Raw genomic sequence first — 16,153 nt, forward strand, 5'->3', positions numbered from 1 at the left:
TTGCAGGCGGAATTTTTCATGGCGCAGCCGGCTCATCTACGCCCCGTCTCTACGCCCTCGCTGACTACGCCGGGGAGGATGTGCGCCCGAGGAGGCTGGTCGAGTATTCAGGAACTGCAAATGCCCAAGGGCTGCAGATGTGGGATCAACAATAAGAAGCCACGAGGAAACAAAGCATGAACAAGACGCTGTGGGGTATGGCCGCGGTCGGCCTGGCTGCAACTTTCAGTCTCCCATTGCCGGCCATGGCGGCGATCGAGGAAGGCAAGCTGGTCATCTGGATCAATGGTGACAAAGGCTACAAGGGGCTGGAGAAGGTCGGCGAGAAGTTCACTGCCGAAACTGGCATCCCAGTCGAAGTGGCGCATCCGGACAGCGCCACTGACAAGTTCCAGCAGGCCGCCGCCACCGGCAACGGCCCCGACATCTTCATCTGGGCACACGACCGCATCGGCGAGTGGGCCAAGAGCGGCTTGATCACCAAGGTCTCGCCGAGCGAAGAGACCAAGGGCGAGATCGCGGATTTCGCCTGGAATGCGGTGAGCTACGACAACGCGCTGTGGGGCTACCCGATTTCGGTGGAAACCATCGGCCTGATCTACAACAAGGCGATGGTCGATACGCCCCCGAAGACCTTCGATGAAGTCTTCGCACTCAATGAAAAGCTCGCTGCCGATGGCAAGCGCGCCATCCTCTGGGACTACAACAACACCTACTTCACCTGGCCGCTGCTGGCTGCCAATGGCGGCTATGTGTTCGAGAAAACCGATGGCGGCGTCAACGTCGAGTCCACAGGCGTCAACAGCGCTGGCGCCAAGCAGGGTGCCAAGGTGCTCAGCGATCTGGTCGAGAAGGGCGTGATGCCCAAGGGCGCCGACTATAGCGTCGCCGAAGCGGCCTTCAACAAGGGCGACTCGGCGATGATGATCAGCGGTCCCTGGGCCTGGAGCAACATCGAGAAGAGCGGCATCGACTTCGGTGTGGCGCCCATTCCGGCGATCAATGGCGAGCCCGGTAAGCCCTTCGTCGGCGTCACTGCCGCGACGCTCAATGCGGCCAGCCCGAACAAAGATCTGGCGGTCGAGTTCCTGGAGAACTACCTGCTCGAGGTAGAAGGCCTGAAGGCCGTCAACGCCGACGTGCCGCTAGGCGCGGTAGCGAATCAGGCGTACATGGAAGAGCTGTCGTCCAACCCGCACATCAAGGCCACGTTCGAGAACGCACAAATGGGCGAGCCCATGCCGAACGTGCCGGAAATGGGCGTCTTCTGGTCGTCCATGGCGGCCGCGCTCACCAACATCACTTCGGGCCGGCAGACTGTCGACGCCGCTCTGGACGATGCCGCCAAGCGCATCACCCGATGAAACCGTCACCGGCCGCCATGGCGCGGCCGGTGATCTATTCTCAGGTTAGAAAGGTTCCCCGTTGTGAATGCCCTCGCTGAGTTGCCTAGCCCTGCCATGAACACCCGTACCAAGACGCTTCACCCCTCGCTGAAGGCCGGGTTGCGCTGGCTGGTCTGGCTCACCTTCAATGCCTTCGCGCTGTATCTTGTCGTGGCGCTCTATGCCCAGGGGCAAATGGCATTCGCGCTGCTCGGTCTGGTCGTTACCGGGCTGGCCAGCTACGTCTTCATCAACCGGCGTACCTATGCCCACCGCTACATCTACCCGGCGGTGGCGGGGATGCTGGTGTTCGTCATCTTTCCATTGCTGTACACGGTGGGCATCGGCTTCACCAACTACAGTGGCAGCAACTTGCTTAGCCAGAAACAGGTGCAGCAGTACCACCTGAACCAGACCTACCTCGCCGGCGAACGTTACCGGTTCAGCCTGCACACGAGCCCGGACGGTGAACGTTTGCGCGTCGACAAGGGTGAGCAGGGTGTGTTCGTCAGCGAGCCGCTGACGGGCGAGCCGAATGCCGAGGAGCCGCTGGCAATGCAGCGGGCCGAAGAGGTCAACGACCTTGGCGAGGCACTGCCGTTGCGCGACGTCATCCAGCGCCGTGATCAGTTGCAGCAGCGGGTGATGCGCGGCCCGGACGGGCATCTGCTACGGCTCTATGGCCTGCGTGAAGTGGCGGCGGTGGAGCCGCTCTACCGCGAAGGTGAAGATGGTGTGCTGATCAACAACCAGACCGACGAGCGCCTGACGCCAGACCTTGATATCGGGTTCTACGTCGACAGCGCCGGCAAGGCGCTGGCTCCGGGCTTCACCGTGTTTGCCGGCTTCGACAACTTCGCCAAGGTACTGACCGACCCGAGCATCCGTCAGCCATTCCTGCAGATATTCGTGTGGACGGTGTGCTTCGCTGCGCTGACGGTGGTCTTCACGCTGGCCGTGGGCCTGGTGCTGGCGAACCTGCTGCAATGGGACATGGTGCGTGGCAAGCCGTTCTACCGGGTCATGCTGATCCTGCCGTACGCGATACCGGCATTCATCTCGATTCTGGTGTTCCGCGGGCTGTTCAATCAGAACTTCGGTGAGATCAACCTGCTGCTCGACAGCCTGTTCGGCGTCCGCCCGGACTGGTTCAGCGACCCGGCCCTGGCGCGCAGCATGATTCTGATCGTCAACACCTGGCTGGGTTACCCCTACATGCTGCTGCTGTGCATGGGGCTGCTGCAGGCAATTCCGCGTGACCTCTACGAAGCCTCGGCGATGGATGGCGCAACGCCGCTGGATAACCTGCTGAAGATCACGCTGCCGCTACTGATCAAACCCTTGGCGCCGCTGCTGATTGCAAGTTTCGCCTTCAATTTCAATAACTTCGTGCTGATCACGCTGCTCACGCGTGGCGGACCGGACATCATCGGCGCGACCACGCCGGCCGGGACTACCGACCTGCTGGTTAGCTACACCTACCGCATCGCCTTCCAGGATTCGGGGCAGAACTTTGCCTTGGCAGCAGCCATCGCCACGCTGATCTTCATCGTTGTCGGCGCCATGGCCTGGCTGAATCTGAAACTCTCGAAAGTGAAAGTATGAAAGTTCGCAAAAACGCTCTCGCCTACTGCGGCCGCCTCCACGTGTCCGCTGCTGACGTTGCGCCACGCAAAAAACGGCGTCATTTGGAATCGCCAAACTCCCCCGTTTTTTGCGTAACGCGCGTTGCCGCGAACTCGTTGAGACAACCTCGCGACGGCGCTCGCAGTTTTCGCAAACTTTAAGGAGACCCGGACATGGCCATGGTTCAACCTAAATCCGTCAAGTACCGCCTCTGGCTGACGCACGCCGCGCTGCTCGGCTTCATCGCGCTGATCGTGTTCCCGCTGCTGATGGTGGTGTCGATCTCGTTCCGTGAAGGCAACTTCGCCACCGGCAGCCTGTTCCCGGACAACCCGACGCTCGAGCATTGGTCGCTGGCGCTGGGCATTCCCTACACCCACGCGGACGGCACGGTGACCAACCCGCCGTTCCCGGTGCTGTTGTGGCTGTGGAATTCGGTGAAGATCGCGCTGATCAGCTCGGTGCTGATCCTCATGCTTTCGACCACCAGCGCCTACGCCTTTGCGCGCATGCGCTTCAGCGGCAAGGCGCCGATTCTCAAGGGCATGTTGATTTTCCAGATGTTCCCGCCGGTACTGTCACTGGTGGCCATTTATGCGTTGTTCGACCAGCTCGGCCAGCACGTCAGCTGGCTCGGGGTGAATAGCCACGGCGCGGTGATCGTCGCTTCGCTGGGCGGCATGGCGCTGCACATCTGGACCATCAAGGGTTACTTCGAAAGCATCGATGGCTCGCTGGAGGAGGCGGCCATCGTCGATGGCGCGACGACCTGGCAAGCGTTCTTTCATATCCTGCTGCCCATGAGCGTGCCGATTCTCGCGGTGGTGTTCATCCTCTCGTTCATCACCAGCGTGACCGAATACCCGATCGCATCGGTGCTTCTGATGGACGTGGACAAGCTCACCCTGGCTGTCGGTGCGCAGCAGTACCTGTATCCGCAGAATTACCTGTGGGGCGACTTCGCCGCGGCGGCAGTGCTGTCCGGGCTGCCGATTACGGCGGTGTTCCTCTACTGCCAGAAGTGGATCGTTGGCGGGCTGACGGCGGGCGGAGTGAAAGGGTAGCAGGCCGTTGAAAAACGTAGGCGAGGCAGGCAAGACAAGGCAAAAACAGCCGAAGAAGCGGAGTTTAGGTGTACTAAATGAGCATTCTGAGGCTGTTTTTAACGCCGTATTGCCAACGCAGGTAGTTTTTCAACGGCCTGCCAGGGCCTGTTCCCGTTTTAGCGCGCAACAGTGAACGGAATCGAGGGAGACGATATGAATGCCGCAATGCCTGCTCCGCTGCCACTGATACCCGCGAAAATGAAGATGCCGCCAATGCCGCGCGGGCTGCTGGCGCGGCCAAGACTGGATGAGTGGTTTCACCATTTGGGCGAGGTGCGTCTAGCGGTACTGCAGGCACCCAGCGGGTTTGGCAAAACCACTCTGGCGTGTCAGTGGGCGCTTGCCTTCGAAGGGCGAGTCGCCTGGCTGCAGCTGCACCCCGGCGACAACGATCCGCTTCAGCTCGGCCGCTATCTGCTGCAAGTGATCGATGCGCAGCTGGAGCACGGATGTCCGCGTAGTCTGTTGTTGGCCGAGCAGGGACGGGAAGTCTTCGACACCCTGCTCACACACTTGCTGGCAGAACTGCCGGGCGAGCACGAACCGTTGCTATTGGTACTGGACGACTTTGAGACGCTGCACAACGCCGAAGTCATCGCGGCCCTGCGATTTTTTCTGCGCAACATGCCGGCGTGGATAACGCTGCTGGTGTGCAGTCGCGGCCTGCCTGAACTGGGCGTGGCCGATCTGCGCGTGAAGCACCAACTGCTCATCGTGGATGTGCAGCATCTCGCGTTCGAGACCGATGAAGTGGAAGCGCTGCTCGGGCTGGGCTTGCCGGTGACGGTCAACCGCGAGCAGGTCGAGCGTCTCAACCGGCGCATCGGCGGCTGGCCCTGTGCGCTGCAACTGGCCTTGCAGGAAGTGCAGACCGGACGCGGCATGGACCTATTTCTGGAGAATCTGCAGCTCGGGCACCCCTACATCCGTGACTATATGCGCGAGCAGGTAATGGACCGGCTGGGCGCGTCGACGCTTGATTTTCTCCAGGCCACCTGCTTGCTGGATCGCTTCAACGCCTCCCTGGCCAATCACCTGACCCAGAACAGCAACGCCCGGGATATGCTCGAACAGCTGGATCGCGGCGGCCTGTTCTTGCTGCCGCAGGACGGCCTGCGCCAGTGGTACGCCTACCATCCGCTGTTCGCGACCTTCCTCCAGGGCGAGCTGCGCACGCACCAGCCGCAGCGCATGTCGGAGCTGCATTTGCGCGCCGCCGAAGCGCTGATGGCCGAGAGCCTACCGGAAGAGGCGGCGCGTCATGCGGTGCAGGCGGGTTGCCCGGTGCGGGTCGGTGAGGTGCTGGAGCGCCATGGCCGGCAGTTCTACCGCCTGGGGCGGTTGGGGCTGCTTCAACAGTGCCTGGAAACGCTGCCGGAACAGGTCATCGCCGGCTCGCCGCTGTTCACGTTGCTGCAAGCCTGGGTATCGCAGAATTCCTATCAGTTCGATCAGGTCGAGCGCTGGTTCAAGGCCAGCGAGCAGGCGTTGCAACACAGCTGCTCGGACGAGGACTGGGCGCGCATCGTTGGTGAGTTCAATGCCGTGCGCGCGCAGGTGGCGATGAACCGTGGCGATGAGCAGCAGGCTATCGCCCTGGCCCGTGAAGCGCTGGCGTGCGAACCGTTGATCATGCGCACTTCCAAGGTGGCGGCGCTATCTGGGCTCGCCGAGGCGCATTTCGTTCAGGGGCTGCTGCCCCAGGCGCAAAAGCAGTACGAAGAAGCCGAGCGCCGCGCGCGGGAGATTCGTGCGTCGCATCTGGTGGTGTGGAACCTCGGTCAGCTCTCGGAAATCGCCATCGCGCAGGGCTATCTGCAGAAGGCCTATTCGCTGCAGGAACGAGCCATTCAGTACGTCGAGCAGGCCGAGCTGCAAGCCACACCGATCATGGAATTCATCTACCGCGTGCGCGGACAGGTGCTGCTCGAATGGCATCATCTGGACGCCGCGGAGCAGTGTGCGCTGCAGGGTATCCAAATCCTCGAAGACGTCGGTGATCGTTGGCTCATGCAGTGTTATGCGCTGTTGGCCGGCGTCGCCCATGCCCGTGGCCAACAGAGCGCGTGCGCCGATTACATCGGCAAGATCCAGAGCATGCTGGCCAACGACAACTACCACGTCGACTGGCTGGCCAACGCGCACGCGGTGATGCTTAGCTACTGGGATTCGACCCAGGACAAAACCGCTATCCAGCAATGGCTGCTTACCGCGCCGGCGTTGCAGCGCGGGCTCAATCACTTCGCCCAGTACAACGGCCGCAACCATGCGCGCGCCCATCTGTCGCTGAAGCAGCCGGACAGGGCACTGCCGATCCTCAGGCAGCTGCAGGTCGATGCCGAACAGCACGGCCTGATCATGGACCTGAACCGCAATCACATCCTGCTGGCCCAGCTGCATTGGCTGCGCGAGGAGCGTCAGCAGGCGCTGGATCATCTGCAGCAGGCGTTGACACTGGCCAGCAGCACCGGGGCCATCGGCAGCTTCCTGCGCATCGGCAAGCTGATCATCGCCATGCTCAAGGCGCTGCAACACGAGCGCCAGCTCGATGAGCTCGAAGCCCAGCGCGCGGATCGGCTGATCCAGTTGGCCCAGCAGCAGCGCGATTTCAGCCGGGCGATCCGCATCACGCTGGATGAGGCGGTAATCCAGGACATCATTAATCGCCCGGACGTGCCTGAACTGATCCGTCATTCGCCGCTAACCCGCCGCGAATGGCAGGTGCTGAGCCTGATCCACGCCGGCCAGTCCAACGAGCAGATCGCCGAACACCTGAACGTGGCGCCGACCACCATCAAGACGCACATTCGCAGCCTCTATCAGAAGCTCAATATCACCCACCGCAACGAGGCCGTGCAGCTGGCGCGCAGCCTGTTGAGCAAGATCCAGGGCGAATAGCGACAGCGTCGTTGCGAGCAATGCGCATCCGTCCAGTCCAAGGGCGGGTGCGTACCTTCCCATCGTTGGAGCCAGACCATGCCCATGACCGAAAAACAAAAGATGCTCGCTGGCGATTTGTATCAGCCGGGCGACGCCGAGTTGCAGGCTGACCAGGCCGCGGCCAAGGCCTGGATGGTGCGTTACAACGCCGCGCTCGGCGAAACCGCCGCAGTGCGTCGGGCCATGCTGGGCGAGTTGTTTGGCAGCGTCGGCGAAGGCGCGGTGATACGGCCACCGTTTCACTGCGATTACGGCTACAACATTCACTTGGGCGAAGGGGTATTCCTGAATTTCAACTGCGTGATTCTGGATGTGGTGGAGGTGCGTATCGGTGCCGGCACGCAGATCGGGCCGGCCGTGCAAATCTATGCCGCGGACCATCCGCGCGGTGCCGAGGAGCGCCGCAGCGGACTGGAGTTCGGGCGTCCGGTCGTGATAGGCGAGCACGTGTGGATTGGCGGCGGCGCGGTCATCCTGCCGGGCGTGACCATCGGCGATGGTGCCTTGATCGGCGCGGGCAGCGTGGTGACTCGAGATGTAGCGGCAGGAGCGACGGTGGTCGGTAACCCAGCACGCAGTCGCTAAGGGAAGGGCAACCGGCCACATGGGCCGGCTGCCGATATCGCTTACTGCTGGGTCACGATGGCCATGTTGCCCGAGCCCATCTGCGACACGATGGCGGAGTTACCCATGCCGCTCTGATCGAGAATCGCCTGGTTGGCGGTGCCGCCTTGCAGCACCTGAGCCAGATGACCTTCGCCGGTCTGCATCAGGCTGACCTCGTTGTCGGAGCCGTAGATCTGCTGGATATCGGCGACGTTGAGGTCGCCGTCCTGCAGCACATCCACGCGGTTGTTATCGCCATAGCTCGAACCGGTCAGCTCGTTGCCATTGCCGCGTTGCTCTGCGGTGAGCAGGTTGTCGGAACCGTCCTGAGCGAAGTCGATCAGGTGATCCGTACCTTGCTGAGTGAGATAAGCCTCGTTGTACTGGCCGGTTTGCTGCAGCGAAGCGGTCTGGAAGTTGCCGTCGAGCTGGTCGACCGTGACGTAGTTGTTTTCGCCGGTCTGCTCGGTGCTGGCGTTGTTGCTTTCGCCAGCCTGGAAAATGTCGGCGCTGTTCGAGGTACCGTCCTGGTAGATCGACGCAGTCTGCAAACTGCCACTCTGGTCGATGTAGGCTTCGTTCATCAGGCCCTGCGACTCGATGCTGGCGGCATGTTCCGAACCTTCCTGCATCACCGATGCGGTCTGCAGATCGCCTTGTTGGACGACCTCGGCGCTGGAGTCGAAGGCATTCTCCTGATACACGGTCGCATCGTTGCCATCGCCTTGCTGATCGACGAAGCCGTCATTGCGGGCGCCGCCCTCCTGCCACACCAGCGAGACGTTGTCGTTGCCGATCTGGCGCTGTTCGGCAAGGCTCGATTCAGTATTGCTCTGAATGGCTTCGGCGAAGTTTTCGTTACCGTCCTGTTCGGTCACCGCTGAGCTCAGGTTGGCGGAGGTCTGCTCGGTGATCGCGGTGTTGAAGCTGCCTTCCTGATACTGACGCGCGCTGGCGCCAAAGGTGTCGGTCTGGACGATGCTCGCATCGTGGTTATCGCCGTTCTGCAGCTGGACCGCTTCGCTCTGCTCCGTCGAGTTCTGCACGATATCGGCAAAATTCAGGTCGCCGGTTTGGGTCTGGACGGCATCCGACATCGTCGCTTGGGCCTGGGTGACCGTTCCATCATTGTTCGCGCCGATCTGCGATTGATAGGACAGGTTGTCCTGGCCGCCAGTCTGGGTCACTTCCGCGATGTTGTCGGCACCCGACTGGTTTTGCTCTGCGCTGTTTTCGTCGGCATAAGCCTGGGTGGCGAGGATCGCGATGATGGCGGCTGCGAGGGGCTTGCACTTGAACATTTCGTCTCTCCATGGGTTTGGGGATGCGTGTCGCTCCTGGCTGGTGCGGCGGCGCAGGGAGTGCTGGGCGCGGCAGCTACTACGGGTCAGTCCTGGAACTGCACCTGATCCTATAAGCCGCACGTGACAGATAAGTGTCGATTCGCTTGTTTGTCGACGGTTTTATGACGAAATATTCGGGCGCTGATTCGATGGTGTGACGGGCACTACGCCCCCTTTAAGGAGTCTCTCTACGCCGGGTTCATACGCCTCGACAATCGATGCGCGGGAGGATGTTGCGGTGGTTTGACGCACCTAGAGTGGCGGCGTGTTCCCCTAAACATCGAAGGTTGGTTGTATGAATCGCAATGACTGGTGGCGCGGCGGCGTCATTTATCAGGTTTACCCGCGCAGCTTTTTCGACAGCAATGGCGATGGGGTCGGCGATCTGCTCGGTGTGGTGGAGAAGATCGACTACATCGCCAGCCTTAACGTCGATGCCATCTGGCTGTCACCGTTCTTCACTTCGCCGATGAAGGACTTCGGTTATGACGTGTCCGACTACCGCGGCGTGGACCCGCTGTTCGGTACGTTGGAAGATTTCAAGCAGGTCATCGAGGTCGCCCATGCGCGTGGCATCCGCATCCTGATCGATCAGGTCCTCAATCATTCCTCGGATCAGCACGCCTGGTTCAAGGAAAGCCGCTCCAGCCGCGACAATCCCAAGGCCGACTGGTATGTCTGGGCCGACGCGAAAGACGACGGCACCGTGCCCAATAATTGGCTGTCGGTGTTCGGTGGCGCTGCCTGGACCTGGGACAGCCGGCGCAAGCAGTACTACCTGCACAACTTCCTGTCCAGCCAGCCGGACCTGAACTTCCACTGTGAAGAAGTCCAGCAGCAGCTGCTGGAAGACATGGAGTTCTGGCTGAAGCTGGGCGTCGACGGTTTCCGCCTTGACGCGGCCAATTTCTATTTCCATGACCGCGAGTTGCGTGACAACCCGCCGAACCATGACGTGCGCGAAGGCAGCATCGGCGTGCGCGTCGATAATCCCTATGCCTTCCAGAAGCATATGTATGACAAGACCCAGCCGGAAAACCTGGGCTTCCTGCGTCGCGTTCGGCAACTGCTCGAGCGCTATCCGGGCAGCGCCACGGTGGCGGAAATCGGTTGTGACCATTCGCTGCGTACCATGGCGGCCTATACCGGCGGTAGCGACACGCTGCACATGGCCTATTCCTTCGATCTACTCACCGAGCAATGCAGCCCTGGTTTTCTGCGCCACACCATCGACAGCGTCGAGCGCGAGATGGTGGACGGCTGGCCGTGCTGGTCGATTGGCAACCATGACGTGGTACGGGTAATGAGCCGCTGGGCATTGGCCAGCCAGCCGGATCATGCGCGCGGGCGGATGTTCATGGCGATGCTGCTGTCGATGCGTGGCAGCGTGTGCCTGTATCAGGGCGAAGAGCTGGGCTTGGACGAGGCCGAACTGCAATTCGAACAGTTGGTCGATCCCTACGGCATCCGCTTCTGGCCCGAATTCAAGGGTCGAGACGGTTGCCGCACGCCGATGCCCTGGCATGATCAGGACCAACACGGCGGCTTCAGCCGAGAGCAGCCCTGGTTGCCGCTGGCCGACAAACACCTGCCGCTGTCGGTGGCTGCCCAAGAGCCTGACTCGAACTCCATGCTCAACATCTACCGTCGCTTCCTCGCCTGGCGCCAGGATCAGCGCTTGCTGATCGAAGGCAGCATGCGCACCATTCACCACGACGATGCGCTGCTGGTCTACGAGCGCCGTCTGGATGACGAGGTTTGGGTCTGCCTGTTCAATATGGGCGACAGTGCGCGGCACTTCGAGCTGGCGGCGCCGGTCGAAGGGCTGGACGCGCCCTCCGCGACGGCCGTTTTCGATGGCCACGGCGTACACTTGCCCGCGCATGGATTCGGATTCGCGCGCCGGCTCGCATGAGCCGACCGGGAGGAACGAGGCGCCTGTTTTCGTTCCTCCCGGCCTGCCGCTCGCCGCGATTCGTCGCGGCGTCTGTTTGAAGGAGAACAACAAGAATGGCCAGCGTAACCCTGCGCAATATCTGCAAGAGCTATGAAGACGTCCCCATCACCTGCGGTATCGATCTGGATATCGCCGATGGGGAATTCGTGGTGTTCGTCGGCCCGTCCGGCTGTGGCAAGTCGACGCTGCTGCGGCTGATCGCAGGCCTCGAGGACATCACCGACGGAGAGCTGCAGATCGACGGCGAGCGGGTCAACGAACTGCCGCCGATGGATCGTTCGGTGGGAATGGTGTTTCAGTCCTACGCGCTCTATCCGCATATGAATGTTGCCGAAAACATGGCGTTCGGCTTGAAACTGGCGAAGATCGACAAGGCCGAGATAAAACAACGCGTGGATTCGGTGGCAAAGATTCTGCAACTCGACAAACTGCTCGACCGCAAGCCAAAGGATCTGTCCGGTGGACAGCGCCAACGGGTTGCCATCGGTCGCACCATGGTCCGCGAACCCAAGGTTTTTTTGTTCGACGAGCCATTGTCGAATCTCGATGCCTTCCTCCGCGTGCAGATGCGCATCGAAATCTCGCGCCTGCACCAGCGTCTCAAGGCGACGATGATTTACGTCACCCATGATCAGGTCGAAGCCATGACGTTGGCTGACAAGATCGTCGTGCTCAACGCGGGGCGTATTGCCCAGGTCGGGCCACCGCTGGAGCTGTATCACTATCCAAAGAATCAGTTCGTCGCTGGCTTCATCGGCTCGCCACAGATGAATTTCCTGCCCGTGCGCGTACTGCGTGCGGACGCCGATTCGGTCGAAGTAACAATGCCGGGTGGCAGCGCCTTGCGGGTGCCGGTGGACGGCACGCTGATCAACCCAGGCGATATGTTGACGCTCGGCGTTCGGCCCGAGCATTTCGTCGATGCTGAACAAGCGGATTTTGTCTTCAACGGCGAGATTGCAGTGGCCGAGCGACTCGGCGATCACAACCTACTGCACCTGAACTTCGAAGGCGTGGATGACATGGTTGCGGTAGCCAGCGATGGCAATCGCCGCGTTGCCGTCGGCCAACCCTACGCCACCGGGCTTCTGGCCACCAAATGCCACCTGTTCCGCGCCGACGGTGCGGCCTGCGCGAGGCACTACCGCGAGCCAGCGCTGCACGGCTGATGAGCGAGGCAGCAGGCGTTCTGCCGGCTGCCTCGGTGTCTAACGGGCATGAAAAGATCTGTTAGTGGCTGAGCTTCAAGCCCAGCAAGCCGGTACAGATCAGCAGTACGCTGCCCAGGCGAACCAAGCTCAGCGACTCGCCGAACAGGATGATGCCGGCAATCACGGTGCCAACCGCGCCTACGCCAGTCCAGATCGCGTAGGCCGTACCCAGCGGCAATTCCTTCATCGCCAGACCCAGCAATCCAAGGCTGATCAGCATCGCGGCGACCGTAAGCACGGTGGGAAGAGGACGGGTAAACCCATCGGTGTACTTCAGGCCAACGGCCCAGCCAATCTCGAACAGACCGGCGAGAAACAGAATGATCCAGGACATGTGCACCTCTACAGGACGGTAATGTGGGTGGGGCCGTCCCCGATGCGTCTGTGCAGCCTGAGGTCGTCCTCAGCAGGCGCTATTGTGCACGAGGAAATGGTCCGGGCAAGCGGCCCGGACCAATGGGGTTGCGGTTAGCTGGCTTGCTGCTCCTGATCCTTCATCCGGCGGTAGACAGTCGCGAGCAGCGCGCCGGAGAGGTTATGCCAGACGCTGAACAGCGCGCTGGGTACCGCCGCCAAGGGCGAAAAGTGCGCGCTGGCCAGGGCCGCACCGAGGCCGGAGTTCTGCATGCCGACTTCGATCGAAAGTGTCTTGCGCTGCGCCAGCGGCAGGCCGAATAGGCGTCCGACAAAGTAGCCGAGGCTAAGCCCCAGACCGTTGTGCAGCATCACCACCGCCATGATCAGCAAGCCCGACTCCGCAATCTTGGCCTGGCTGGCGGCAACCACGGCGGCGACGATGATCACGATGCTGACCACCGAGACCAGCGGCAGCACTTCGATCACATGGTGCACACGGTTGCCCAACAGACGGCGTGCAATCAGGCCGAGAGCGATTGGTAGCAGTACGATCTGGACGATGGACATGAACAGAGCGCCGAAGTTGACCGGTAGCCAAGCCGAGGCGAGCAGCCAGATCAACGCGGGCGTTACCAGCGGGGCGAGCAGCGTAGTGACAGCGGTGATCGCCACCGATAGCGCCACATCACCGCGAGAGAACCAAGCGATCACGTTAGACGCGGTACCGCCCGGGCAGCAACCGACCAGAATCACACCGACGGCGATCTCCGCCGGCAAACCCAGCAACTGACAGAGCAGCCAAGCGAGGGCCGGCATGATCAGAAATTGCGCGCCGACACCCAGTGCTACCCAAAGCGGACGACGAGCGACCTCGGCGAAATCTGCTGCTTTTAAGGTCAGGCCCATGCCGAACATGATCAGCCCTAGCAATGGGACGATCCAGGCGGTCGCGGGTAGGAACCAGCTGGGCTGGAAAAAGGCGAGAACGGCGAACAGCAGGACCCAGAGGGCGAACGTATTGCCGACAAAGCGGCTGAAAACGGCGAGGGCGCGCATCGGGCTTACCTTGTAGTTATTTGGGAGTGCGCCGTCAGCCTGGCCGACGGCGCTAGGGCAGTTTAGATGCCCTGCGGGATTTCCTCGCCGCCTAGGGCCTCGAACAGCGCGGGTAGGAATTCGCCGAAGGTCAGCATCATCAGCAGGAAGCTGGCGTCCTGTTGGCCGAGATCGTCGTCACCGCCATCCTGTTCGGCCTGGTCCTGCAGCAGCTCTTCGAAGCGTAGACGCTTGATCACCAGCTTGTCGTCGAGTACGAAGGACAGCTTGTCCTGCCAGCCCAGCGAAAGCTGAGTGACCTGCTTGCCGACTTCCAGATGCTGCTGGATTTCGTCGCTGGTCAGGTCCTGGCGCTTGCAGCGCACCACGCCACCGTCCTCGTGCGTGTCGCGCAGCTCGCATTCGTCGAGCACGAAAAAGTCATCGGCAGCTTTCTGGGTTTTCACCCATTCGGTCATGTTCGCCGAAGGGGCGATCTTGACGGTCAACGGACGCACCGGCAGGGAGCCGATGGCCTCGCGTAGGGTAGAGAGCAGATCCTCGGCGCGCTTGGGACTGGAGGAATCGACCAGAATCAGGCCCTGCTGCGGGGCGATGGCGGCGAAGGTACCGGACTTGCGGATGAAGGCGCGCGGCAGAAAGGACTGGATGATGTCGTCCTTGAGCTGATCGCGTTCTTTCTTGTAGACCTTGCGCATCTGCTCGTTTTCGATCTCGTCGACCTTTTCCTTCAGTGCGTCCTTGACCACGCTGCCGGGCAGGATGCGCTCTTCCTTGCGCGTGGAGATCAGCAAAAAGCCCTGGCTGGCGTGCACCAGAGGCGCATCTTCGCCCTTACCGAGGGGCGCGACGAAACCGTAGGTGCTCAGCTCTTGGCTGGCACAGGGGCGGGCGGGCTTGGCGGCCAATGCAGCTTCAAGTGTCTCGACATCGAAAGGGACGTTCTGGGTGAGACGGTAGACGAGCAGGTTGCGAAACCACATGGCGATTTGGAACTCCGGTAAAAGCAAAGCGCGCATTATTCCCGTCCGAGCAACCCAGGCCAAGCCTGCAAGGTGCCAATGCCGATGGAAACCGCAATTCGGCAATAAACAGTGGGTTCCTAAGTCTTTGTAAGTTCTTTGATTTTTTTTTCAAAAGGGGGTTGCCAAGGTTCGGAACCGTCTCTAGAATGCGCCCCACTTCGAGAGCAAACGGGTGATTAGCTCAGCTGGGAGAGCATCTGCCTTACAAGCAGAGGGTCGGCGGTTCGATCCCGTCATCACCCACCACTCGAGGTTTAGCGCAGCGGTAGTTCAGTCGGTTAGAATACCGGCCTGTCACGCCGGGGGTCGCGGGTTCGAGTCCCGTCCGCTGCGCCATATTCGTTATCAGGGACCACTGAACGCCTTGATAGCATAAAAAAAGCGACCTTAGGGTCGCTTTTTTTTCGTCTTCGATTCGCAAAACCACTTGTCAACCGGCGTTCGCCAAGCCTAGGCATTTGTAGGGTGGGCCGGGCGGCGTTCCGTTTCAGCCCGCCAGCGGAGCGCGGTAAAAGGAAAGCTTCACGCTCTGCTCGCTTGTTTCGTGCGGCACTTCCTTTCTTTGCGCTGTCTTTACTCTTTACATCGGTACGCTCGGTAGCCACTGTCGGGGGCGACTGTTAAGCTCCGGCAATTGATTTCGCCTCCCTTTCAAGCGCATTTAAGGAAACAGAATGAGACATCATCGTTTGGCGTCTGCGATAGCCCTGGTTGGCCTGGTCCTGACGGGCTGTGATTCGGAAACCAGCGCCAAGCTGGAAACTCCGGCGCAGAAGGCGTCCTACGGCATTGGCCTGAACATGGGCAAGAGCCTGGCTCAGGAAGGGATGGATGATCTCGACTCGGTCGCTGTTGCGCAGGGTATCGACGATGCCCTGACCAAGCAGGAGCAGAAGCTGACCGACGAGGAGCTGATGGAGGCCTTTGCCTATCTGCAGACACGTGCCGAAGAGCGCATGGTCAAAATGAACGAAGAGGCGGTCGCAGCCGGGAAAAAATTCCTTGAAGAGAACGCCAAGCGTGAAGGCGTGAAGACCACCGAATCCGGCCTGCAATACGAAGTGATCAAGGCGGCCGATGGCCCTCAGCCTGGTCCGAATGACGTCGTTACCGTTCATTACGAGGGCAGCCTGACCGACGGCACCGTTTTCGATAGCTCGATCAAGCGTGGTTCTCCGATCGACCTGCCCGTTGGTGGCGTGATTCCGGGTTGGGTCGAAGGACTGCAACTGATGCATGTAGGCGAGAAGTACAAGCTGTACATCCCGAGCGAGCTGGCGTACGGCGAGCAAAGCCCGAGCCCGCTGATCCCGGCCAATTCGGTGCTGGTCTTCGATCTTGAACTGCTGGGTATCAAAGGCGACGAAACCGAAGAGGCCCCTGCCACCGAAGTCGAGCCCGAGGCTGCCGAAGAAGCCACTGCACAGTAAGGTTTTCGCTGTATCGAAGCCCTGTCCGTCAGGTTGTAGATCCGCAGACTAGACGCAAGCTGAAAATGAAAGCCCGTATCACTCGATACGGGCTTTTCCCTTTGTGGGTTC

General features: G+C 60.9%; 12 protein-coding genes and 2 tRNA genes. 10 read left to right on the plus strand and 4 right to left on the minus strand.

Translation table 11 applies throughout. The features are described from left to right. Positions 1-176: 176 nt before the first annotated feature. The 5 genes from malE to V6943_RS16250 all read left to right on the plus strand — a co-directional run bounded on the left by malE (position 177) and on the right by V6943_RS16250 (position 7,642). Positions 177-1,364 (plus strand): maltose/maltodextrin ABC transporter substrate-binding protein MalE, encoded by a 1,188-nt coding sequence (gene malE / locus V6943_RS16230; protein WP_131650340.1) that lies wholly within the window; start codon positions 177-179, stop codon positions 1,362-1,364. 63 nt (positions 1,365-1,427) lie between these two features. Further along, positions 1,428-2,990 carry a maltose ABC transporter permease MalF gene (gene malF, locus V6943_RS16235; protein ID WP_340554556.1) on the plus strand — a complete coding sequence of 521 codons (1,563 nt, stop codon included), beginning with the start codon at positions 1,428-1,430 and terminating at the stop codon, positions 2,988-2,990. A 194-nt stretch (positions 2,991-3,184) separates the two neighbouring features. After that, on the plus strand, positions 3,185-4,075 hold the full coding sequence (gene malG, locus V6943_RS16240) for a maltose ABC transporter permease MalG (RefSeq protein ID WP_181101230.1): 891 nt from the start codon (positions 3,185-3,187) through the stop codon (positions 4,073-4,075). A gap of 195 nt (positions 4,076-4,270) precedes the next feature. Beyond that, entirely contained in the window at positions 4,271-7,015 is a 2,745-nt protein-coding gene (gene malT, locus V6943_RS16245; RefSeq protein WP_340554558.1) for an HTH-type transcriptional regulator MalT, read from the plus strand. A 78-nt stretch (positions 7,016-7,093) separates the two neighbouring features. Beyond that, complete coding sequence (locus tag V6943_RS16250) at positions 7,094-7,642, plus strand: sugar O-acetyltransferase (protein WP_131650344.1); 549 nt, start codon at positions 7,094-7,096, stop codon at positions 7,640-7,642. Between the two features lie 41 nt (positions 7,643-7,683). Here the strand turns inward: V6943_RS16250 and V6943_RS16255 are convergent, their stop codons facing one another. Continuing rightward, the gene (locus V6943_RS16255; RefSeq protein WP_340554561.1) at positions 7,684-8,964 is read right to left on the minus strand and encodes a hypothetical protein; all 1,281 of its coding nucleotides are present in this window, start codon (positions 8,962-8,964) and stop codon (positions 7,684-7,686) included. 337 nt (positions 8,965-9,301) lie between these two features. On the opposite strand from V6943_RS16255, the gene V6943_RS16260 reads away from it, so the two are divergent. Together V6943_RS16260 and malK are read left to right on the plus strand one after the other, a co-directional pair. Continuing rightward, positions 9,302-10,921, plus strand: a complete 1,620-nt coding sequence (locus V6943_RS16260; protein ID WP_340554563.1) for an alpha-glucosidase — start codon at positions 9,302-9,304, stop codon at positions 10,919-10,921. Between the two features lie 95 nt (positions 10,922-11,016). Beyond that, complete coding sequence (gene malK, locus V6943_RS16265) at positions 11,017-12,132, plus strand: maltose/maltodextrin ABC transporter ATP-binding protein MalK (protein WP_340554565.1); 1,116 nt, start codon at positions 11,017-11,019, stop codon at positions 12,130-12,132. A gap of 61 nt (positions 12,133-12,193) precedes the next feature. Here the strand turns inward: malK and sugE are convergent, their stop codons facing one another. The 3 genes from sugE to rdgC form a co-directional block, all read right to left on the minus strand. After that, positions 12,194-12,508: a quaternary ammonium compound efflux SMR transporter SugE gene (gene sugE, locus V6943_RS16270; RefSeq protein WP_340554567.1), complete on the minus strand. Its 315-nt coding sequence runs from the start codon at positions 12,506-12,508 to the stop codon at positions 12,194-12,196. Between the two features lie 134 nt (positions 12,509-12,642). After that, complete coding sequence (locus tag V6943_RS16275) at positions 12,643-13,587, minus strand: bile acid:sodium symporter family protein (protein WP_340554569.1); 945 nt, start codon at positions 13,585-13,587, stop codon at positions 12,643-12,645. 62 nt (positions 13,588-13,649) lie between these two features. Then, positions 13,650-14,570 (minus strand): recombination-associated protein RdgC, encoded by a 921-nt coding sequence (rdgC, locus tag V6943_RS16280; protein WP_340554734.1) that lies wholly within the window; start codon positions 14,568-14,570, stop codon positions 13,650-13,652. A gap of 212 nt (positions 14,571-14,782) precedes the next feature. Between rdgC and V6943_RS16285 the strand changes: the two genes are divergently transcribed. The 3 genes from V6943_RS16285 (at position 14,783) to V6943_RS16295 (ending at position 16,042) form a co-directional block, all read left to right on the plus strand. Next, positions 14,783-14,858: transfer RNA gene (locus tag V6943_RS16285), tRNA-Val, on the plus strand. A 13-nt stretch (positions 14,859-14,871) separates the two neighbouring features. After that, positions 14,872-14,948, plus strand: a tRNA-Asp gene (locus tag V6943_RS16290). 338 nt (positions 14,949-15,286) lie between these two features. Continuing rightward, on the plus strand, positions 15,287-16,042 hold the full coding sequence (locus V6943_RS16295) for an FKBP-type peptidyl-prolyl cis-trans isomerase (RefSeq protein ID WP_181101237.1): 756 nt from the start codon (positions 15,287-15,289) through the stop codon (positions 16,040-16,042). Positions 16,043-16,153: the final 111 nt, after the last annotated feature.

The organism is Pseudomonas sp. CBC3 (genome assembly GCF_037967085.1).
GTDB lineage: Bacteria > Pseudomonadota > Gammaproteobacteria > Pseudomonadales > Pseudomonadaceae > Stutzerimonas.